General features: G+C 47.9%; 1 tRNA gene. It reads right to left on the bottom strand.

The features are described from left to right. Window positions 1-102 precede the first annotated feature (102 nt). A tRNA-Gly gene (locus BCT81_RS06905) sits at window positions 103-178 on the bottom strand. Window positions 179-236: the final 58 nt, after the last annotated feature.

A 236-nucleotide genomic window follows, 5' to 3' on the forward strand; every position in this document is an offset into this window, starting at 1 on the left:
GAGCGACACACGAGGTTCCCGATCTTCAAGACTTAGGCGTGACCTCAACCTTGGCAAGGATTGCACTCTACCAGAATGCTCTTCATGTTTCACTTTCAAAATTGGAGCGACACACGAGGTTCGAACTCGTGACCTCAACCTTGGCAAGGTTGCGCTCTACCAGCTGAGCTAGTGTCGCATAAGTTAATCGCAGATCTTACTGCTTTTGGCAATAGATAGCGCTTAACTGTAATGTG

It is taken from the genome of Vibrio sp. 10N.261.52.A1 (assembly GCF_002876325.1).
GTDB classification, from domain to species: Bacteria; Pseudomonadota; Gammaproteobacteria; order Enterobacterales; family Vibrionaceae; genus Vibrio; species Vibrio chagasii.